The 259-nt window shown below is 48.3% G+C and carries 1 protein-coding gene; it reads left to right on the plus strand.

The window, feature by feature from the left end:
- A partial coding sequence (locus ASG38_RS17940; protein ID WP_162239655.1) for a hypothetical protein occupies positions 1-259 on the plus strand: 259 nt, incomplete at both ends.

The following is a 259-nucleotide window of genomic DNA, read 5'->3' on the forward strand; positions in this document are numbered from 1 at the left end:
AACACTACCTGCGGCTAATATCACTGCAGCTTGCGGAAATATCCCAACTGCGGCTACGCTTACTGCAACCGATGCCTGTGGAAGCGCGACTGTAACTTTTGCTGAGACAAGGACTGACGGTGCATGTGCCGGAAGCTATACGCTTACAAGAAAATGGACTGCTACCGATCTTTGCGGTAATACAGCCGTACATACGCAAACAGTGACTGTAACCGATACACAGGCTCCTGTATTTACTGGTACATTGCCATCAAACATT

The sequence above is a fragment of the Flavobacterium sp. Leaf359 genome (assembly GCF_001423985.1).
Classification (GTDB): Bacteria; Bacteroidota; Bacteroidia; order Flavobacteriales; family Flavobacteriaceae; genus Flavobacterium; species Flavobacterium lindanitolerans.